Genomic DNA, 19,475 nt, shown 5'->3' on the forward strand with positions numbered 1-19,475 from the left:
GCGGCGAGCGGGTGCCCTCAGGTCAGGGGTTGCCCATCGAGGTGGAGGGTTGCCCACTCACATTCTCAGTGGGCAACCCTCCAACTGAACGGGCAACCCCCGGTGTCGGTGGCGTTCCCGCGGACCGATGGCGGCCAGTCCGCGCCGGGCGCGGGACAGATCACCCACACATCAACCAGGAGAGCCGGATATCCCCTCGAATGATCAGAGGATCGGGGCTTCCGGTTTGGTGGTGTCGGCTGGGGTGTTGTCGTCGACCTGGTCGAGCTCGTCGACCTGGATGCGGCTGGTCCAGCGGTTGTCGGGGTCGGGTTGGGGGATGGAGTCGAGCAGGAGCTTGGTGTACGGGTGGGAGGGCTCGTGCATCACCGAGGAGACCGGACCGCGTTCGACGATCTGGCCCTTGGTGATGACCATGACCTCGCCACCGAGGTAGTACACGGTGGACAGGTCGTGGGTGATGAAGAGCGTCGTCATGCCGTGCTCGCGCTGGAAGTCGAGCAGGATGTCGAGGAAGTGCTTGCGGACCTGGGCGTCCAGCATCGAGACCGGCTCGTCGGCGATGATGAACGAAGGCCGCAGCATGTGCACCCGGGCCAGCATGATGCGCTGCCGCTGACCACCGGAGAGCTGGTGCGGGTACCGGCCGAGAACGTTCTCCGGCTCCAGGCGGACAGCCCGCAGCGACTCCTCGATCAACTCCAGGCCGGCTGACCGCGTCGACGCCAGGCCGAACTTCTTGACCGCCTTCCACAGCGCGCGATCCACGCGGTAGAAGGGATTGAAGATCGCGTACGGGTCCTGGAACACGGGCTGCACGTCGCGCCGGTACTCGTCGTACTCGGCCCGGCTCAGCGAGAAGATGTCCTTGCCGCCGTACAGCACGGTGCCCGCCGTCGGCTTCTGCAGGCCGAGCACGTTCCGCGCGATCGTGCTCTTCCCGCTGCCGCTCTGGCCGACCAGGCTGACGACCTGCGGTGGTGACGCCGCGAGCGAGAAGCTCACGTCGTCCACCGCGGTCACGTACCCGCCCTCCACGCCGCGAGCGTGGAATCGTTGCTGTACGCCACGAAGTTCGAGCTCGGCCAACTGCTCCCGACCAAACGTCACGATGCCCTCCTTCCGACCCGTGGGATCGACTCGATCAGCTGCCGGGTGTAGGCGTCCTGCGGATCCTTGAACACCTGCCGTACGTCGCCGACCTCGACGAGCCGCCCTTCGTACATCACCGCGACCCGGTCGACCAGCTGCGCGTGGACGCCCATGTCGTGCGAGATCACCATCAGCGTCACGCCGAAGTCGGTGCGCAGATCGGCCAGCGACTGCAGGATCACCCGCTGGATCGTCACGTCCAGCGCGGTGGTCGGCTCGTCCGCGATCACCAGGTCGGGTTCGAGCGCGACCGCGATCGCCATCAGCACGCGCTGCTTCATCCCGCCGGACAGCTCGTGCGGATACATCCGCGCGACCCGCGGCTCCAGGCCGACCTGCCCGAGCAACCGCGGGATCAGCGTGTCCAGCTCGGCCTTGCGGCCCGGCGCGTGCTCGAGGATCACGTCCTTGAACTGGTCGTGCACTCGCGCCACCGGGTTGAGCGAGCTCATGGATCCCTGGGGGAGATACGACAGAGCGCTCCACCGCAGGACCCGGAGTTCCTCGCCGTTCACCTTCAGCAGATCGACCGGCGACCGGCCGGCCGGCCGGAACATCGCCGACCCGGCCGTCACCTTGCCCGGCGGTTTCAGCAGCCGGAGCAGAGCGACCGCGAGGGTGCTCTTCCCACTGCCGGACTCCCCTGCGATCCCGAGGATCTCGCCGCGGCGCACGTCCAGATCCAGACCGCGCACCGCCTTCACATCGCCGCGGGTGCTGCGGTACGTCACCTCGAGGCCCTTCACCTCGAGCACGTTCGCGTCACTCACCGGCCACTCCCCTCAGTCGCGGGTTGTAGACCTCTTCGAGGCCGATGTTCACCATGTTGAGCGCCGCGAACAACAAGGTCAGCAGCCCGATCGGTACGACGAACATCGGCCAGGCGCCCAGCGTCAGCGCACCGGTACCGATCGCGTTGAAGATGATCTGGCCCAGGTCGATCACGCCGCCCGGCCCGAGGCCGATGATCTCCAGGCCCACCAGGCCGAAGATGGCGCCGAGCGCCGACGATGCGAAACCGACGCCGATGAAGGGCAACAGGTTCGGCAGCAGCTCGGTGACGATGATCTCCAGGTCGCGCGCCTTGCTGACCCGTGCCAGGTCGACGTACGGCCGGGTCCGCAGGCTCAGCACCTGCGAGCGGATCGTCTTGGCCGCGAACGGCCAGGAGAAGATCGAGATCATCACGCCGACCTGGAACAGGCTGACGTTCTTCGCGTACGCCGACAGCGCGATCAGCAACGGGAACGTCGGGATGACCAGCAGGATGCCGGTGAACGTGGACAGGATCCCGTCGATCCAGCCGCCCTTGTACCCGGCGACGAAGGCCACGATCACGCCGACCACCGTCGAGATGACACCGGCGATCGCGCCGATCTGCAGCGAGACAGCGAGCGCCTTCACCACCATCGCGAACACGTCCCGGCCGAACTGGTCGGTGCCGAGCAGATGTTGCGGTCCGGGCACCTGCCACTTGTCGTACGCCGCCAGCTCGATCGGGTCCTGTCCGCCGCCGATCGCCTTCACGATCAACGGGCTGAACAGCGCGACCAGGATCAGCAGTCCGAGGATGACCAGTCCGGTCGCCAGCCGCCGGCTGTTCCGGATGGTCCGCAGTACCGCGGTCAGGAGTCTCATCGGCATCACTTCCAGTACTTGACCCGCGGGTCGAGCAGCGGGAGCACGAGGTCGAGGAGCAGGACGGCGGTCAGCACCGAGAAGATCGCGATGTCGGTGACACCGAGGATCGTGTTGAAGTCGAGCTGCTGGATCGCGGTGACCAGTGTGGTCCCCAGCCCCGGGTAGTTGAACAACTGCTCGACCAGCACGTTCCCGTTGAAGATGAAGCCGAGCGAGATCCCGAACGCGGTGATCTGCGGCAGGTAGCAGTTCCGCAGCGCGTACCGGGTCAGGATCCGCGAACCCTTCAGTCCCTTCGCCTCGGCGTACACCAGGTAGTCCTCGCCGAGAATGGGGATCATCAGCATCCGGGTGGACAGGATCCAGCTGAACGTCCCGATGATCACGATCGACAGACCGGGCAGCAACCCGTACTTGAGCACACTGCCGATGAACTCCGGACTGATCCCCGGATTGATGTTGGAGTCGTAGGCCGATCTCGCAGGCAACACGCCCATCGAGTACGCGAAGATGTACACCAGGATCAGCGCGACGAAGAAGTACGGCACGTGGGACAGCGCGATCGACAGGTTGGTCGCGATCGCCGAACCGAGCTTGCCGCGCCGCCAGCCGGCGATCGCGCCGATCACGATGCCGAGGATCCAGGCCATGACGGCGGAGATCCCGAGCAGACCGATTGTCCAGGGCAACGATCGCAGGATCACGGTCTGGGCCGGCGTCGGGTAGTTGATCAGGCTCGGCCCGAGATCGCCGTGCAGAACCAGCTTCTGCATGTACGTCACGTACTGGGTGAGCAGGTTCCCGTCCAGCCCGAACTCGTGCCGGTAGCGGGCGATGATCTCCGCGCTGGCCTGCTGGTTGTAGATGTAGTTCTGCTGCAGGGTCTGGATCAGCGTCTGGATCGGGTCACCCGGCATCAGCCGGAAGAAGAAGAACGCGATGGTGAGCGCTCCCCACAGCTCCACCACGTACAGCCCGAGCCTCCGGATGGCGTACGCCGCCAGCGGATGCCGCGACAGCCAGGCCCGCACCCCCGCCCGGGGTGCGGAGTCCTGGCTCTTGTCAACAGCTACCACCGGCGGGGCTTCCGCCGTCACGCCGGTCCCTTCTGCCCGGTGGGCTCGATCTTGCCCAGCACGAAGATGAAATGCTGCCACCAGTTCAGCGGGACCTCGTACAGGTCCTCGTCGGTCGGCCAGCCCTTCCAGAACGTGGTGTTGAAGTACGACGGGTAACCGGTCTGGATCACCGACAGCATCGGCAGCTCCTGGAAGTAGATCTCCAGCGCCTCGTTCAGCAGCGGCTTCGCCTCCTCGCTGTCCGGGTCCAGCCCGGCCAGCTTCTTGGAGACCTCGTCGAACTTCGCGTTCCGGAACCGCAGCTTGTTCTTGCCGGCCGCGTTCTTGCCGACCGGCTGGTACTTGTCGCTGGTCCAGTCCGAGTACAGCTGCTCGGGGTCGATCGCGATTCCGGCCCAGCTGGAGTCGATGTCGTACTGGCCGCGCTGGAACTTCTCGTCGTGCACGTTGCCGGCCAGGCTGCGCAGCGTGGCCGGGACCCCGACCTTGGCGAGCTCGGTCTTGAGCACGTTGGCGATCGCGTACTCACCACCGTCCACCGGCGACGGGGTGATGATCTCGAGGTTGATCTCTTTGCCCTTGTACGTCCGCTTGCCGGCGGCGTTCTTCGGGGCGATCTCGTCGAGCAGCTCGGTCGCCTTCTGCGGGTTGAACTCGAACTTGTACTTGTTCGCGAGCTCGTCGTTCTTCCACTTGTCGTTGGTCGGGTAGTCCGCCCACGGGTACTGCGCCGGCGGCACCGGGACCGGCCAGATCGACTTACCGATCTTCTCCCGGTCCAGGCAGTAGTTGATCGCCCAGCGCATCTTCGTCTCCGAGATCACGCCCCGGGCCGGGTCGCAGTTCAGCCACAGCACCCGCGGGTTCGGGTCGTGGAACTGGGTGGTCTGCAAGGCCGGGTAGCCGGTGTTGCGCAGCTGCTTGGCGTGCTGCTCGTCCACTGAGCCGACGTCGAACTCCGCGCGCTCGAAGGCCAGCGACGCCTGGTCGAGCTGCTTCGACGTGCTCTGGTAGACGACGTACTGCGGCTTGACGTCGAGCTTGTCCTTGTTCCAGTAGTTCGGGTCCTTCTCCCAGACGAACATCTTCTGGTTCCGGATCGCCTGCTTCAGCTTGTACGGACCGCTGTGCACCGGCGGGTTGTCCTTGTACTTCGTCGGATCCTGCGACTTCCAGATGTGCTCGGGCATGATACCGAGCGGCGGACCGGCGATCGCGGAGATGAAGTTGTAGTGGAACCGTGGTGCCGGTTTCAGCATCTTCACCACCGCGGTCTGGGCGTCCGGGACCTCGATGTCCTTGACGAACTCCTTCAGCTCACCGCCACCGCCGAACAGGTCCGGACGATCCTTCAGCAGCATGATGGTGAACTTGAAGTCGTTCGCGCCCAGCGGCTGACCGTCGTTCCAGTGCGCCTTCGGGTCGAACTTGAAGGTCACCTCGGTGTGGTCGTCGTTGTACTTGTACTCGGTCGCCAGCCACGGCCGCATCTCGCCGTTGGCGAAGCTGAGGTAGAACAGCGGCTCGGTGCTGAGCTCGACGCCGGCGCCGCCGGGCGAGCCGTTCGGGATCATCCCGTTGAAGCTGTCGAAGACCGTGTACTCGACCTGGCCGACGATCACCGACTGGTCCCGTGGGACCGGGATGTTCGCCTTGCCGATCTGGATCGACTTGGTCGCGACGGGCTTGTTGTTGTTGGCGGGCTTGTCGGAGTACGACCCGCCACCACCGGAGCAGGCGGCCAGGAAGGCCGTCATCGCGGCCGCCGCACCTCCTCCGACCAGACTTCGTCGACTCAACTGATAGCGAACGACATCTTCGACATCTTCGAACTGCGGGCGCGGCGCTTCGTTCATGACGAAAGTCACCTCCGTTTCCGTTGCGCGGACAGGCTAGTCACCCACCGAGAGGTGCCACGGACTATAAGTAGCGTTGACAACGTTGGCAAGAGTTCATTGCCACGTTGGAAACATCAGGTCATATCCGCAGGCCAGTCGATATACCAACCTCTGACAACGATGTTTTGCTCTGTGTGATCAGTTGCGCCCTTGGTCCCGTCGTACGACGGCCTGTCTCGTCACACGCCGCGTCACACGGTGACGGGTTTGGATCGATCCGGGTGGCCAGATCCGGCCACCGAAGTGGTAGTGACTTCCAGGGGGAAACGACATGACGAGTACGGCCGTGGACTTCGAGGCGATCAAGGACAAGCAGCGAGCGGCATGGCAGACCGGCGACTATCCGCGGGTCGGCAACACCCTGCAGATCATCGCCGAGCTCCTGGTCGAGGCCGCCGACGTACGGGCCGGGCAGCGCGTCCTCGACGTCGCCAGCGGTCAGGGCAACGCGGCACTGGCAGCGGCCCGGCGGTTCGCCGACGCTACCGGTGTCGACTACGCGACGAATCTGCTGGAGCAGGGCCGCGAACGGGCCGCGGCCGAACACGTTCCGGTGACCTTCACCGAAGGCGATGCCGAGCAGCTTCCGGTCCCGGATCAAGCGTTCGATCTCGCGCTGAGCACGGTCGGGGTGATGTTCGCGCCGAACCACCAGCGTGCGGCGGACGAGCTGGTCCGCGTCGTCAAACCAGGCGGCAAGATCGCGCTGGCGAGCTGGACGCCGACCGGGATGATCGGCCAGTTGTTCAAGACGGTTTCGACCTGGGCACCGCTGCCGGCCGGGGTGCAGTCGCCGACGCTGTGGGGAACCGAGGCGCACCTGTTCGAGCTGTTCGGTAACCGGGTCGAGTGGACTTCGCTGACCAAGCGTGAGTACGTGTTCCGCTATCACTCTCCCGAGCACTTCGCCGACTGGTTCATGGACTTCTACGGGCCGATCACCCGGCTGGCCGGGACGCTGGACGGCGAGGACCACCGGCAGTTCGCGGCGGAACTTGCCGACGTACCGCGAGCGTTCGACTACGCGAACGACGGTACGGTCGCGGCCCGCGCGGAATACCTGGAAGCCGTTGGCGTCCGGCACTGACCGAACGCGGCCGCGGGGGCGACACTGGAGGTCTCACGCGAGGGGGTGAGATCTGTGCCGCTGATTCGCTTGCTCGGACCGCCGATGGTCGAGGCGCCGGGGCGCCAGCCGCGGGGGAGGAAGGCTTGGGGGCTGCTCGGCTATCTGTTGCTGGCCGAGCGGCCACCGAGCCGGCGCCGACTCGCCGAACTGTTCTTCGCCGACGCCGAAGATCCGCTGGGCGCGCTGCGCTGGACGTTGGCCGAGCTCCGTCGGGCGATCGGCGTACCGGATCTGCTCACCGGGGATCCGGTGGTGACCACGCTCGACGATGCGACGCCGGTGGATGTCCTGCGACTCGAGGAGGACTCCTTGCTGACGTCGGGGGGCGAGCTCTTGGAGGGCGTCGAGCTGGAGTCGTGTCCCGAGTTCGAGTCGTGGTTGCTGGTCGAGCGTCACCGGGTCGCGGGCGCGATCGAGGCCCGGCTTCGGCAGCGAGCGATCTCGTTGCTCGCTGCCGGTCGCGCCGCGGACGCGATTCCCTTTGCTGCACAGGCCGTTGCGGCCAACCCCCATGAACAGGGCAACCACGAACTCCTGGTCCGCAGCCTCGCGGCCTCCGGCGATCGGGCCGCAGCGCTGCGACAGATAGCGCTCTGTACGGATCTTTTCCGGCGTGAGCTGGGCGTTGAGGTCACGTCCTCGCTGCAGGAGGCCGCGACGCTCACTCCGGATCCGGCACCGCCTATGAGCGGCCGAGCTGCCGCGGTGAGCCAGCTCCAAGCGGGCCGGGCCGCGATCGTCGCTGGTGCTGTTGACGCCGGTCTGCAGTGTTTGCGTCAAGCGGCCGCGTTGGCCGTGCAGTGCCATGACAAGACGCTCGAAGCTCGAGCTCTCGCGGCCCTCGGCGGCGCTCTCGTGCACGCGATCCGCGGGCATGACGAGGAGGGCGCGATCGTCTTGCACGAGGCGTTGCTGGTCGCCGAGGAGGCCGGCGAACGGGCTACGTCAGTGCTCGCTCTGCGCGAGCTCGGCTTCATCGAGGTGCAGGCCGGGCGGCGGAGGACCGGCGAGGACTCGCTGACCAAGGCGCAAGCGCTGGCCGAAACCGATGCCGAACACGCCGCGATCCTTGGCGTTCGGGGTATGAATGCCTCCGACCGGTCCGACTATGCGGCCGCGTTCGAGCACCTCGGGGCTTCGGTCGAGCTCGCGGCCCGGTGCGGCGATCGCCGGCAGCAGGCGTGGTCGCTGTCCCTCGTCGGGCGCGCGCATTTGCTGCGTTCGGAGTACGACGAGGCCGCTTCGGCGCTGAACGAAACGCTCGACCTCGTACAGCAGGAACGCTGGATCGCCTTCCAGCCTTGGCCGCAAGCGCTCGCTGCCGAGCTCGACCTGTACGCCGGGAAGCTCGACACCGCCTTCGACGGGTTCGAACAAGCGTGGGCGTTGGGCTGCCAGTTGGGCGACCCGTGCTGGGAAGGTATGGCTGGTCGTGGTCTCGCTCTCCTGAACGCCAAGCGCGGTGACCATCCCGCGGCGGCGCAATGGCTCGACCTCGCCTTGACGCGAGCCAGCACCGAACCGGACCGCTACCAGTGGGTCCATGCCCACGTCCTGGACGCCGCGATCACCGAGGCCCTCGCCCGCTCCGACCACGAACGTGCCCGGATTCTTGCCGCTCAGCTCTCAGCACTGGCCGCCCGGTGCGACCTCCGCGAACTCCTGGTCCGCGCGCAGCTTCATCTCAGTCGCCTGGGAGATCCCCGGGCCGCGACCTCGGCCCGCACCCTCAGCACCACCATCGACAATCCTGCCTTGCACTCAGTCGTAGGCGGCGTCGGTCAGCAGTTCTGAGCTGCGGTCCGGTTCGTTCAGCACCGCACGGATCACGTGGCGCTGGTCCCAGCGGCCGCTCGCCCACGCCAGCGCCTTCGCCAGGCCGTCGAACGTGGCCGCGTGGGGAGCGCCCTCTGCATCCACCCACCACGACACCTCGACACCGTCGACCGTGAGCTCCTCGTGCTCCCACCACGTCGGCGGAACCTCGGGCACCAGCTCACGGACGATCGCCGGCACGTCGGCCGCCGTACCCGCACCGTCGATCTTGCCCTCGGCAACTTCCTGTGCCATCGGTACGTCGAAGAGATCGCTCAACCCGTCCGCCGCGGCGCCGGACGCCACCACGAAACCGCCGAGATCCGCGCGCTGCAACCACATCGGGCCGTCGACGACGACCGCATGACCCGCCTCGATCACGTGGGTCAGGCCGTCGTCCGCGAGGACCCGGACGTGCTCCGGAGCGTCGCCCGGGAAGAGCGACAGCGTGCCGAGGTGCCGCCAGAGACGCAACAGATCGCTCTCTTCCACCTCTCGTTCCGGCTCCGCCAGCCGTTCCAGCAGCAGACCGATGCCGTCGGCATCGAGATCGCCGACGTCGCGGACCAGACCGACGGCCGTCCGCACCTCGGGGTCGAGCCCGGCCGTCCACGGCGGAGCTTCGTCCAGGAACTGCGCCAGTACCGGCTCGGCCTCCGGATCGGCCCTTCCCGCCAAGGGTTCGCCGTCGTCCAGAAGCACCCGGTCGCGGATCCACCAGGCCGCGTACGACGGTACGCCGAGGGGACGGTCGTCCGGCCCCACGACGCGGACCTGGGTGACGAGTGCGCGGCGGAGATCCGGCGACGCACCGAGCAGTTCGAGGACGCGCGGCCAGGCGTCGTCGGTGATCCAGTCGAGATCCCGGATGGCCATCAGCTCGCCGACGGTCGCGCCGTACCGCGATCCGTCGGGCGCGACGTCGTACGCCCAGTCCTCGATGCCGTCGAGGTCTTTGAGTGCCTCGGGCAACTGATCGAGCGCGACGTCCGAGGCCGTGACGAGACCGAGTGATCCGAGGACGCCGACGGCCTCGAGTGCGGGTTGTCCGTAGCGATCGAGCAGCTCGCGGGCGACCGGCGCGACCTCCTCGTCGTCGAGGACTTCCTCGGCTCCCGATCCCGGGACGACGAGCGCGTTTGCCGGGACGAGGTCACCGTCGGCGTCGCGGAGTCCCAGGTCGGAAAGCCACCAGAGTCCCTCTGCTTGCGACGGGTCCGCGGCGACCAGGCTGAGGATCGCGTGCGCGATGGCATCGGGGTCGTCGGCCTCGATCGAGTGCTCGACGGCCGTGCGTACGGAACTGTCCTCGAGCAACGACCGCGGCGTCGCGGAGAGCGCTCCCAGCCTTTCCAGCGCCGGGTCGACGGCTTCCGGGTGGACTACCCGTACGCCGTACTCCCCGAAGGCGGCGAGGATGTCGGTGGGGATCTCCGGACCCGGCAGCAGCAGACCGCGGGCGCCGCGGACGAGCCGGCCGTCGGCGAGCGGGACGGGCAGGGTGCCGAGAGACTCACGGAGCAAGGCATCCGTCACCATGCCGGCCAGCGAGGAGTAAAGGGTGCGCCACCACTCGGGCGCCTCGTCCGCAGCCACTCCCCCGAGCTGATCCACCACCTCAGCCAGCTCGAGCCGCCGTACGTGGAGCGCGTCCAACGCCGGCCGATCCTGTCGCGTCGACCGGATCAACCCTCGCACGATCGGCGCGAGGACAGCGTTGAAGGAGTCGTCCGCGCCCTCGACGACCACAGCATCAAGCGGCCGCAGGAGACCGCGATCCTCGACCGCCGGCACCATCGGCGTACCCGGAAGCACGGTGAGGATCTCGTCCCGGATCGCCCGATCCAACGCCCCCGCCGCCAGACCGGTCGGCACAAGATGCAGCACGTCGGCCTCATCCTCGGCCCGCTTCCGCAACAGCCCCCCGTAGGCCACCCCAGCTTCCCGCACAACGCGATCCGCCAAGGCTCCCTTCGCCACATGCCTCCGCGTGGGATCCAACGGAAAACTTGCCAACAGCAACGCAGGCAGCGACAACGCCTCGTCGGTCGGCGTCGGTGCCTGGACCACGCCTGGAAGCCGAGTGGTGTGATCACGCGGGAGTGCCCAGACGACTGACCAGCTTGGCCTGGTGCGTTCTTCGGTGGGGCGGTCGGCGAGGAGTCGTTCGCGTTCTTGCTCGTCGAAGACTCCGGCGGCGCGGTGGACCCACCAGCGGGACTCGGCGTCGGCGAGGACCCTTCGGCTGTCCTCGGTTTCGATCTCGATGCGTTCGAGACCCGGCAGCGCGAGCAGGAGCGCATCGCCGGCCTCGTCCAGCAGGCGGCGGACGAGTGCGGCCGCGGCCTCGTTCCGCAGTGGCAGGATCACCGCGGTGTCGTACCCCTCCGGCGGCTCACCTTCGGCCTCGAACGGCAGCCGCAGCACCGGCACCTGACCGTCCCGCCGGCGTACTTCGGTGTCGAGCCCGGCCGACCCGAGTCCGGCAATCGCGGCCGCCGTGTCCGCCTTCGAGAACCGCACCCCACCCGTCCGCGACAGGATCACCGGCTCGTCGGTCACCGCGAGTACGGCGGAGAACCCCACGCCGAACCGCCCGATCGTCGGCTCGTCCCGCTTCGCCGAAGCACGCAGCGTGGCGAGTGACTCGACGCCGTCGGCCGACAACGGCGTACCCGTGTTGGCGACGACCAGCGTGCTGCCACGGAACTCGTACAGGACGCGTCCCGGCACACCAGCCCGCGCGGCCGCATCGGCAGCGTTCTGGGCGAGTTCGATCACGAGCCGATCGACGTACCCACCGAGCGCCAGGTCCTCCTCGGCGTTCGCGTCCTCCCGGAACCGCACCGGCGCCGCCGACCACCCGGCCAGCACCCGCTCGCGAATCCCCGCCGTACCGAACCCGTCGTCACTCACCGGTGCAGTATGCCCCACCCGTCGAGGTGGCAGGTCGCGGATATCGTGGTGCGGTGATCTCACCCGGAAGTCGGTACGTCGCCCTCGGCAGTTCCTTCGCGGCCGGGCCGGGAATCGACCCGATCGTGCATGCGCCGGCGGGCCGATCGGGCAACAACTACGCGCACCTGGTCGCGGCGGAGCTCGGCCTGGAGCTGACCGACGTCACCTACTCCGGCGCGACCACAGCACACGTCCTCGACACCCGGCAGGACGAGGCCGCCCCGCAACTCGACGCCGTCACCGCGGACACGGCGCTCGTCACGATCACGGTCGGCGGCAACGATCTCGAGTACGTCGGGACCTTCATCCGCGGAAGCTTCCTGAACACGTTGGCCAAGCCCGCCACCATCCTCGGCCGCCGCGTCGCGAACCGGATCCGCGCGCGGGTCAGTTATCTCAAGGACGAGGCGGCGTACCAGGCGGTCGCGGATTCCCTGGTCACCGTGGTCGAGAACGTTCGGGAGCGGTCTCCGGGCGCCCGCATCCTGCTGGTCGACTACCTGAGTCTGGTCGGCCCGAGTACCCGGCCGCGTCTCGACGTACCGCTGAACGAGGAACAACTGCCGAGCGTCGCGATGATGGCCGACGGCCTGGCCGCGGCCTTCGCGAAAGCCGCGGCCAGCACAGGCGTCGAGCTGATCGCGGCGTCGGCCGCGAGCCAGGATCACGCGATCGGCTCGGCCGAACCGTGGACGACCGGGTTCACCCTGCGCCCACCCAGCCTGGGCGGCGTCGTGCCGTACCACCCGAACGCGGCCGGCATGCGCGCCGTCGCCGACCTGGTCGTGCGAACGCTGCGACGATGACCGAACAGGTGCGCCAGGCAACGGAGTCGGACGTCGATACGGCCGTCCTGACGCTGACGCGGGCGTACGAGGACTACCCGATGACCCGGGCCGGGCTCGATCCGGACGACTACCTCACCCGGCTGACGCAGTACAACCGCCGCGTCCTCACCGGCATCGGCCTGCCGTACGGCCAGGTCTGGGTCACCGACGACGTCAGCGCCGTCGCCATCTGGACCACCCCGGCCACTCCCCCGGATGCCTTCTCGCAGCACGCGGAGGTCTTCAGCGAGTTTGCCGGATCACGCGCATCGCTCGCCGCCGAGTACGGCCAGGCGATGGGCATCTTCCGCCCGCGCGTTCCGCTGTGGCTCCTCGCGATCCTCGGCGTCGATCCCGACCGCCAACGCCAAGGCCTGGGCCGGGCGGTCGTCACACCCGGCCTCGCTGCCGCGGACCGCGCGCATCTGCCGGCGTTCCTGGAGACTCAAGACCCCTCGAACCTCATGTTCTACGAGTCTCTCGGCTTCACCACCATCGCCGAGCTGCAACTCCCCCACGACGGCCCGATGCACTACGCCCTCTACCGCCCACCCGCCTGAGCCACCCGTTCGTACGCGCGTCAGGACCGGGTGTGGACGTATGGCGTCGTGGTGGTGACGGCCAGGAAGCCGAGCCGCTGGAGGATCGGGGAGCTGTCGTCGGAGGCGTCGACGTGGAGGTACTTGTAGCCGAGTTCCGCGGCGCGGGCGGCTCGGACTGCGACCAGGGCCTTGTAGATGCCTTTGCCCCGCCACTCCGCGAGGGTTGAGCCGCCCCAGAGACCGGTGAACTCGGTGCCCTTCTTGTAGACGGCCCAGGCGGCGGACACGACTTCACCGTCGGCTTCGGCGACGTAGATGTCGGTCAGGCCCGTGGCGTGGCGGCGCTCGAGGTCGTCGGCGAGCCAGGACCAGTTGTCGTTCCAGACCGTCGACTCCATCGCGGCGATGCGCTCGAAGTCCGCCCGGTCGCCGGCGAGACGGATCGTGACGCCGTCGACGGACTCACGGCTGCGCAGTCGCTCGACGATGTCGGCGCTCTCGGCGACGAGAACGGTCTCCTGCTCCTCGGGCTCGAACCCGGCAGCGCGGAGCCGCTCCGGCAGGTCGGCCGGCTTGTCGTGACCGCGCAGCTTCCACTCGACCGCCTGGCCCCTCGCGGAGAAGAAGTCCCGCTGCCGCGCGATCAACGCGTCGATCTCGGCACTGTCGAGCCCGTCGAGAGAGCGGTAGCTGACGAACCCACGGCTCGGGTACTCGACCCGGATCACCGGCCCGTCCATACTCGTCGGCACGTCCGCGCTCTCACTCGTCCCCCGCAGCTGGTCGTCGTACACCGCCAGCAGTTGCCGGGCCTGCTCGTCCTTCGAAGCATCAGTCACGGGACGACCCTTACATGCGCGGGTTCCACTCCGCGCCCCATTTCGTCGTACTCACGCCGGAGTCTCAGCTCTGCCGGGCGTCCTTGACGAACACGATCCCGTCATTGCCGGTCAGTTGCGCCGGGTCCAGCGGGGCATAGCCGTACCACGGGGACAAGCGGGGAGCGAGTGTCACGTCGCCGAGTATGGCGGCCAGTCGGCGGGAGTCGACGACGAACTGATCCTCGGAGAGCGCGTACAGGAGTCCTTCGATGGTGCTCGGAGGCGGGGTGTCCACTCCCTGGTGGCGGATCGTGCCGAGGGCCGTAGCCAGGAAGGCGTACCCCTCTCCGAGTTGCGCGCTGACGATCGCGCCGGCGCTCCACCACTCCACCGGCAGGTTGCCCATCCGCATGGTGCTCTTGTCCCGCTGGAGGTGGCCATTGTGGGCGTTCACCAACGCCGGGCCGCGTTCGGCGAGAGCGAGCAGGTTGGCGGCCATCATCGAGTCCCGTACCCCGAGCAGCCACGCCATGCGGTTTGGTGACGCGTCGGCCATCCAGAAGTGGTAGCGCAGCAGTCCGGCAGCAGTACGCCCGTACAGGCGTGCTCGGTCCCAGTCGTCCGGTGCGGACGTCGCGATCAGCTGTGGTGTGTACGCGTCGAGCAGAGCCACCAGGTCGTCTGCGAGCAGCCGGAGCTCTTTGGCCTCGGACGTCTGCCCAACGGACTGGGATGGGTCCATCATCGCGGCGGGGTTGGTCCACTGGTCGTCGGCGCCGAGCAAGTGGTCGAGCGTCTCCGCGGTGCACGGGAGCAGGTCGGCGTCCACCCTGGCAGCGAGGTAGGCGTGTAGTGCGGTGAGCGCCTGCCTGGGGCTCGCGGCGCCGGTGATCTCCAGCGGGCCGTCGAACCCGGCGAAACGCAGTTGCTCGGAAGCGGGCCGGTCCTCGTTGTACTCGCGCATCCAGCGCACCAGCTCGCGGTTGCCCGGGAAGGCGCCCCACTCGTGGCTGAAGCCGCGCTCCCTGACCTCGTCGAGGACGCCCGTACCCGAGGTGACGTACTCGTCCACGACCAGGCCCATCAGGCAGTCGCTCTCGATCGCGATCGTCCGGTAGCCCTCCCGCTCGACGAGTTCCCGGAAGAGCTCGTTGCGCAACTCGAGCAGCACGCTCTCGCCATGGGTCGGCTCGCCCAACGCGAGCAACCGCGGCCTCGCTGGGAGCAACCTCATGACGGTAGCAGCGTCGACGACATGGACGGCGTCTGTGATGTCAGCACTCATAGCCTCAACGCTATCGTTGAACCATTGACTGAAGACTTCTCGACGATCTATCAGCACCACTGCAGTGCGAAACCTTCAAAGCCACGCACGCCTGCACATCCAGTTTCTGCTAACGGGCCTCCTCCGCTTGGCTTGACGCATGCCGATATGGGCATATGATGGCGTCATGGCACGAGCAGCGACGACGTCGGACGTCTTCAACGCGATCGCCGAGCCGCAGCGCCGGGACATCCTGGTGCTGCTGCGGGCGGGTGAGCGGCCGGTGACGGAGTTGGCCCGCGAGCTCGGGATGACCCAGCCGGGTGCGTCCAAACACCTGCGGGTGCTCCGGGAGGTCGGGTTGGTGCGGGACCGCAAGGCAGGCAAGCAGCGCCTGTACGGTCTTGACGCCCGCGGGCTGCGACCGATCCACGAGTGGACCGGTGGGTTCGAGCGGTTCTGGAACGAGAGTTTCGACCGGCTGGACACCTACGTGCAGGACCTCAAGCAGACACGGATCGAGGAGTAGCGGATGAGCGCGACAGAACAAGGAACGCCGGCTCAGTCGGCGACGGCGGACCGGGAGATCGTGATCTCCCGGGTCATCGACGCCCCGCGGGAGCTGGTGTTCGAGGCGTTCACCGAGACCCGGCACCTGTCGCGGTGGTGGGGACCGGAGGGGTTCAGCACCACCACGCGGTCCTTCGAGTTCCGCGTCGGCGGGGCGTGGGACTTCGTGATGCACGGACCGGACGGGACGGACTACACCGAGTGGATCTCCTGGACCGAGATCACTCCACCGGAGCGGATCGAGTTTCTGCACGGTGAGTCCCGCGGCGACCCGAACGCCTTCGAGTCGGTCCTGACCTTCGGGCCCGACGGTGCGGCGACCCGGATCGAGATGCGCACGGTGTTCCCCACCAAGGAGCTGCGCGACGAGGCGGTCGACAAGTACCACGCGGTCGAGGGCGGCCGGCAGACGCTGAGCAACCTGGCTACGTACGTCACCGAGATTGTTCGGAAGGGAGTTGAGGGCTGATGGCCGGAAAGGTGTTCTTCGGCGTGTCGATGTCGCTGGACGGTTTCATCGCGCCCGAGTCCCCCGAGGAGCTGATGGGGCAGCAGTGGATGGAACTGCAGCAGTGGATCTTCCCGCTGCGGTTCTTCCGGGAGAACCTGAAGCTCGGCGAGGGCGGCGAGGAAGGGCGCGACAACGACATCGCGCGGGAGACGTTCGAGCGCACCGGCGCGAGCGTGATGGGCAAGCGGATGTTCGACGCCGGCGAGAAGATGTGGCCGGAGGAGGCGCCGTTCCACACGCCGGTCTTCGTCGTGACGCACACCAAGCGTGACCCGTGGGAGCGGCCGGGCGGCACGACTTTCCACTTCGTCAACGACGGCATCGAGACCGCGCTCGATCAGGCCCGCGAGGCCGCCGGCGACCGGGACGTGCGCATCGCGGGCGGCGGCGCGACGATCCTGGAGTACGTGAACGCCGGCCTGGTCGACGAGTTCTCGATCGCGCTGTCCCCCGTGCTGTTCGGCTCCGGAATCCGCCTGTTCGAGGGTGTGGACGCGGGCCGCGTGGCCTTGGAGCAGGTCCGCGCCGAGCCGACGCAGCGAGTGACCCACCTGACCTACGCAGTCCGAGAGCGGTAGCTGTCTCGACCTCAGCGCTCCCCCGCCGAGTCGGTTCGCAAGCTGGCGAACCAGAAGCGCCAGCTGCTGTGACTGCGGGCCGGCTTTGCGTGGTTGTTGGTGCGGCCGCGGCCGGCGGGCTCGCTGAGGCCGTGTTTGTGTTCGCGGTTGTTGTTGGCGAAGTGGCTCAGCGACACCATCAGGTTCAGCGGTTCCATCGGTCTGTCCTCCGGTTGCTCGGTGCGTACAACCAGAGGTCGGACCAGATCGGCCGAACTTGACATACCGCGCTAAGAATCCTTCTCGGTGATCAGGACCAGGCGCCGGAGAAGCTGGTCGAGACGAGTTCGGTCGGTCGCGGGCAGGTGGTGGATCAGCTCCTCCTCGACTCGCAGGATGTCGCCGATCCCCCGCTCCCAGAGCTCGCTGCCGGCGCGGGTCAGCGTGGCGACGACCTTGCGGCGGTCGTCGCGGTCGTGCGTGCGCTCGACGTACCCACGTCGCTCGAGAGCGTCGAGCCGGTTGGTCAGCGCCGCCGGCGACATACCGAGCTGCCTGGCCAGCTGGCCCGGCGTCGCGCGGTACGGCGTACCGCCGCGACGGAGCATGTGGAGCGTCTTGAATTCCCACAGCTGCAGCCCGTACGCCGCCAGCACGGCCTCCCGCCGGCGTTCGAGATACCGCGTCAGGACCTGCAGGCGGACGGTGATGCCTTCGACGTCGCGGTCGAGATCGTCCAGCTCTCCGGCCCAGAGGTCCACGTGCGCATCCACGAAATCCTTCACCCGTCCAACTTTTCAGCCAGTGAAGCTTAGTTGTCAAATATTTCGATGTCGAAATACCGTTGAGCCATGAGCCACCTTGCAGCCGCCGCTGCCGTCACGGCAGCCACCCACTTGATGCGCGCCGGCCAGTGGACCGCCGCCACCGACCTGTTGACCGCCCTCCAGACCGACGATCCCGCCGAGCGGGCCGAACTCGCCCTGGCGCTCGCCGAGGTCACCGTCGACCAGGACTTCGGTCACCAGACCGACCACGCGCCGGCCGCTCTCGCCGCCGCCGAAGACGCCGCCGACGCCGTACTCAATGGATCGTGGGACCTGTCGATGCTGAAATTCCGGAAGGACTACTCGATCGCGCTGTCCCAGTCAGGTGATCGAGATCTCCGCGAGCGCGCGCTGACGCTCATCGAGGAGGCTCCGGACGAGGCCCGGCGGGGCACGGCCAGATTCTGGGCCGGTGTGATGGCCGACAACGTGTACGAGCGGCCCGCGGAGGCCGTCGAGCACTACGAGGCCGCATTGGAGTTGGGTGAGAAATGCGACGACGAGTTGCTGATGGCGCAAGCGCTTCGGCATCTCGGGCACCACGCCCACACTGCCGGCGATCTGGCGCTCGCGCGGATGCAGTGGGAGCGGTCGACCGATCTGCTGCAGAAAGTCGGTCACCTGCGCCCCACGCTCGCACAGCAGACCGCCCTCGCGGTCCTGATGCGCGACGAAGGTGATGCCGCGGGATCACGGGCTTTGGCGACCGAGGTCAACCGGTGGGCAGGTCAGCTGGGCATCCCGTTCATCGTCCAGGAGACTGCCGAACTCATGGCCTGAGCGGTACGGCGAACTCCGCGGGGACGCCGGCGCTGAAGGCCGCATGGTCCGGTGGGCGGTCGGGCGGGGTGAGGCCCACGGATCTGAGCAGGACGTCGGCGTCCAGGGACGTGAGGTTCGCGGCGTGGAGGATCCACGGCGGGTGGTGGTTCGGGAGGTACCAGGTACGGCCGGCGCGGCGGACGTGCAGACCCCAGCGCGCGGTGAGGAAGTCCTCCAGCGGGCCGATCGGGAGTCGCGCGCCCATGTCGACGCCGACTGCAGCTTCCACGTGATCGCCTGATCGACGCAGGGTCGAGGTGTAGGTGTGGTGATCGCCGTTGCGTTCATGATGCATGCGGGCCCAGCGGTACGGGAGGCCGAAGACGGTTCGGGCCGCGGTGACCACGGCCAGGCGGTTGGCGTCGAGGCTGAGGAAGACGACGCCGCGGCGGCCGGTGGTGTCGATGGAGTACAGGCGGATGTTCGTTTCGAGGAACGAGCCTAAGTACGGTACGGCGGGACCGTGGGGCAGGCCGGTGTCGGCCATGCGGAACGGGATGAGGCCGACGTACGTGCGGCCCTCGAACGTGTCCGGGTGGGTGTCTGGTGGGAAGAAGTGCGCGACCTCGGCCGGGTCGACGGCCCAGTGCAGGAAGGTGAGATCCAGCCAGCGCTGTCGCAGGATCCGCGGTCGCTTGAGGTCAGGCGCAGCCGGCCACGTGGCGTCCAAGAGTCAGTCAGCGGTTGGGTGGACTTCGCAGGTTGGTTTGCCGTCGTTCAGTTCGCAGACGAGGTACGGCGTACTGTCCGGCTCCCCCGGGCGCCACGGCATGACCGCGTCGCCGCTGAGTAGCGCGTCGAGGGTCTGGAGTTCCGGGTCGCGTTGCTCGGCGTGATGGCGGTACCCGGCCGCGCCAAGCGCCAGAGCGATCGCCATCCCGAGCAGGTTCACCTCGGTCGGCTCCTCCGGAATCACTGCGTCCGCAGCCGGCTCGAGCTTGATGCCGTGTTCCGGGACCTCGACGATGCGCGCGACGTACCTGCCAGCAGTCATGCCACCGAGAGTAGCTCCAGAGGTCAGCAACTGTCCGCCACTGCGAGCCCTGGAGGTCCCCGAGCTCG

Annotated in this window: 20 protein-coding genes; 8 read left to right on the top strand and 12 right to left on the bottom strand. The window is 67.7% G+C overall.

The features are described 5' to 3' along the window. Positions 1–204: 204 nt before the first annotated feature. The 5 genes from ACZ3HV_RS22830 to ACZ3HV_RS22850 are packed head-to-tail and all read right to left on the bottom strand — an operon-like array spanning position 205 to position 5,728. Positions 205–1,110: an ABC transporter ATP-binding protein gene (locus ACZ3HV_RS22830; RefSeq protein ID WP_465686995.1), complete on the bottom strand. Its 906-nt coding sequence runs from the start codon at positions 1,108–1,110 to the stop codon at positions 205–207. Continuing rightward, the gene (locus ACZ3HV_RS22835) at positions 1,107–1,922 is read right to left on the bottom strand and encodes an ABC transporter ATP-binding protein (protein ID WP_465686996.1); all 816 of its coding nucleotides are present in this window, start codon (positions 1,920–1,922) and stop codon (positions 1,107–1,109) included. The genes ACZ3HV_RS22830 and ACZ3HV_RS22835 overlap by 4 nt, the downstream gene beginning before the upstream one ends. Next, entirely contained in the window at positions 1,915–2,790 is an 876-nt protein-coding gene (locus ACZ3HV_RS22840; protein ID WP_465686997.1) for an ABC transporter permease, read from the bottom strand. The genes ACZ3HV_RS22835 and ACZ3HV_RS22840 overlap by 8 nt, the downstream gene beginning before the upstream one ends. A gap of 5 nt (positions 2,791–2,795) precedes the next feature. Next, the gene (locus tag ACZ3HV_RS22845) at positions 2,796–3,890 is read right to left on the bottom strand and encodes an ABC transporter permease (RefSeq protein ID WP_465686998.1); all 1,095 of its coding nucleotides are present in this window, start codon (positions 3,888–3,890) and stop codon (positions 2,796–2,798) included. After that, positions 3,887–5,728 carry an ABC transporter substrate-binding protein gene (locus tag ACZ3HV_RS22850; RefSeq protein ID WP_465686999.1) on the bottom strand — a complete coding sequence of 614 codons (1,842 nt, stop codon included), beginning with the start codon at positions 5,726–5,728 and terminating at the stop codon, positions 3,887–3,889. The genes ACZ3HV_RS22845 and ACZ3HV_RS22850 overlap by 4 nt, the downstream gene beginning before the upstream one ends. A 313-nt stretch (positions 5,729–6,041) precedes the next feature. On the opposite strand from ACZ3HV_RS22850, the gene ACZ3HV_RS22855 reads away from it, so the two are divergent. Both ACZ3HV_RS22855 and ACZ3HV_RS22860 read left to right on the top strand, forming a co-directional pair. Further along, positions 6,042–6,857 carry a class I SAM-dependent methyltransferase gene (locus tag ACZ3HV_RS22855; protein WP_465687000.1) on the top strand — a complete coding sequence of 272 codons (816 nt, stop codon included), beginning with the start codon at positions 6,042–6,044 and terminating at the stop codon, positions 6,855–6,857. Positions 6,858–6,911: 54 nt separating this feature from the next. Continuing rightward, the gene (locus ACZ3HV_RS22860; protein WP_465687001.1) at positions 6,912–8,693 is read left to right on the top strand and encodes an AfsR/SARP family transcriptional regulator; all 1,782 of its coding nucleotides are present in this window, start codon (positions 6,912–6,914) and stop codon (positions 8,691–8,693) included. On the opposite strand, the gene ACZ3HV_RS22865 is transcribed toward ACZ3HV_RS22860, so the two are convergent. Beyond that, positions 8,661–11,630, bottom strand: coding sequence for a sacsin N-terminal ATP-binding-like domain-containing protein (locus tag ACZ3HV_RS22865; RefSeq protein ID WP_465687002.1), 2,970 nt, complete (start codon positions 11,628–11,630; stop codon positions 8,661–8,663). The two genes, ACZ3HV_RS22860 and ACZ3HV_RS22865, sit on opposite strands and share 33 nt — an antisense overlap. A gap of 53 nt (positions 11,631–11,683) precedes the next feature. Here ACZ3HV_RS22865 and ACZ3HV_RS22870 point away from each other — a divergent pair, with 53 nt between their 5' ends. Further along, entirely contained in the window at positions 11,684–12,478 is a 795-nt protein-coding gene (locus ACZ3HV_RS22870) for an SGNH/GDSL hydrolase family protein (protein ID WP_465687003.1), read from the top strand. Continuing rightward, positions 12,475–13,059: a GNAT family N-acetyltransferase gene (locus ACZ3HV_RS22875; RefSeq protein WP_465687004.1), complete on the top strand. Its 585-nt coding sequence runs from the start codon at positions 12,475–12,477 to the stop codon at positions 13,057–13,059. The genes ACZ3HV_RS22870 and ACZ3HV_RS22875 overlap by 4 nt, the downstream gene beginning before the upstream one ends. A gap of 20 nt (positions 13,060–13,079) precedes the next feature. Here ACZ3HV_RS22875 and ACZ3HV_RS22880 read toward each other — a convergent pair whose 3' ends face one another. Continuing rightward, entirely contained in the window at positions 13,080–13,880 is an 801-nt protein-coding gene (locus tag ACZ3HV_RS22880) for a GNAT family N-acetyltransferase (protein ID WP_465687005.1), read from the bottom strand. A gap of 64 nt (positions 13,881–13,944) precedes the next feature. Next, complete coding sequence (locus ACZ3HV_RS22885) at positions 13,945–15,147, bottom strand: erythromycin esterase family protein (protein ID WP_465687006.1); 1,203 nt, start codon at positions 15,145–15,147, stop codon at positions 13,945–13,947. A 166-nt stretch (positions 15,148–15,313) separates the two neighbouring features. Here ACZ3HV_RS22885 and ACZ3HV_RS22890 point away from each other — a divergent pair, with 166 nt between their 5' ends. From ACZ3HV_RS22890 to ACZ3HV_RS22900, 3 genes are read left to right on the top strand one after another with little or no spacing between them, the layout of a single operon-like run. Then, positions 15,314–15,655 carry an ArsR/SmtB family transcription factor gene (locus ACZ3HV_RS22890; protein WP_465687007.1) on the top strand — a complete coding sequence of 114 codons (342 nt, stop codon included), beginning with the start codon at positions 15,314–15,316 and terminating at the stop codon, positions 15,653–15,655. Between the two features lie 3 nt (positions 15,656–15,658). Continuing rightward, positions 15,659–16,165: an SRPBCC family protein gene (locus tag ACZ3HV_RS22895; RefSeq protein ID WP_465687008.1), complete on the top strand. Its 507-nt coding sequence runs from the start codon at positions 15,659–15,661 to the stop codon at positions 16,163–16,165. Further along, the gene (locus ACZ3HV_RS22900) at positions 16,165–16,785 is read left to right on the top strand and encodes a dihydrofolate reductase family protein (RefSeq protein ID WP_465687009.1); all 621 of its coding nucleotides are present in this window, start codon (positions 16,165–16,167) and stop codon (positions 16,783–16,785) included. The genes ACZ3HV_RS22895 and ACZ3HV_RS22900 overlap by 1 nt, the downstream gene beginning before the upstream one ends. 11 nt (positions 16,786–16,796) lie before the next feature. Here the strand turns inward: ACZ3HV_RS22900 and ACZ3HV_RS22905 are convergent, their stop codons facing one another. Both ACZ3HV_RS22905 and ACZ3HV_RS22910 read right to left on the bottom strand, forming a co-directional pair. Continuing rightward, positions 16,797–16,982: a hypothetical protein gene (locus tag ACZ3HV_RS22905; RefSeq protein ID WP_465687010.1), complete on the bottom strand. Its 186-nt coding sequence runs from the start codon at positions 16,980–16,982 to the stop codon at positions 16,797–16,799. 72 nt (positions 16,983–17,054) lie between these two features. Continuing rightward, positions 17,055–17,549, bottom strand: coding sequence for a MarR family winged helix-turn-helix transcriptional regulator (locus ACZ3HV_RS22910; protein ID WP_465687011.1), 495 nt, complete (start codon positions 17,547–17,549; stop codon positions 17,055–17,057). Between the two features lie 66 nt (positions 17,550–17,615). Here ACZ3HV_RS22910 and ACZ3HV_RS22915 point away from each other — a divergent pair, with 66 nt between their 5' ends. Then, the gene (locus ACZ3HV_RS22915) at positions 17,616–18,371 is read left to right on the top strand and encodes a hypothetical protein (RefSeq protein WP_465687012.1); all 756 of its coding nucleotides are present in this window, start codon (positions 17,616–17,618) and stop codon (positions 18,369–18,371) included. Here the strand turns inward: ACZ3HV_RS22915 and ACZ3HV_RS22920 are convergent. Further along, complete coding sequence (locus ACZ3HV_RS22920; protein ID WP_465687013.1) at positions 18,361–19,083, bottom strand: YqjF family protein; 723 nt, start codon at positions 19,081–19,083, stop codon at positions 18,361–18,363. The two genes, ACZ3HV_RS22915 and ACZ3HV_RS22920, sit on opposite strands and share 11 nt — an antisense overlap. 3 nt (positions 19,084–19,086) lie before the next feature. Beyond that, entirely contained in the window at positions 19,087–19,407 is a 321-nt protein-coding gene (locus ACZ3HV_RS22925; protein ID WP_465687014.1) for a hypothetical protein, read from the bottom strand. Positions 19,408–19,475: the final 68 nt, after the last annotated feature.

It is taken from the genome of Kribbella sp. NPDC020701 (assembly GCF_055562215.1).